A 226-nucleotide genomic window follows, 5' to 3' on the forward strand; every position below is an offset into this window, starting at 1 on the left:
AGCCGCCTTCGGGCGGCTGTGTGTTGAAACTATGGCCTATGAGCTTATACCTGAGCTGCAAGACAGCCGCCTTCGGGCGGCTGTGTGTTGAAACCCTTACATATCTTAATCAAATAAGCCTTGACTTATCAGCCGCCTTCGGGCGGCTGTGTGTTGAAACCGTGAACTGTTCCACGCCCGACCCGATATTGAGATCAGCCGCCTTCGGGCGGCTGTGTGTTGAAAC

Origin of the sequence: Neisseria sp. HMSC068C12 (genome assembly GCF_001814095.1) — a bacterium.
GTDB lineage: Bacteria > Pseudomonadota > Gammaproteobacteria > Burkholderiales > Neisseriaceae > Neisseria > Neisseria perflava.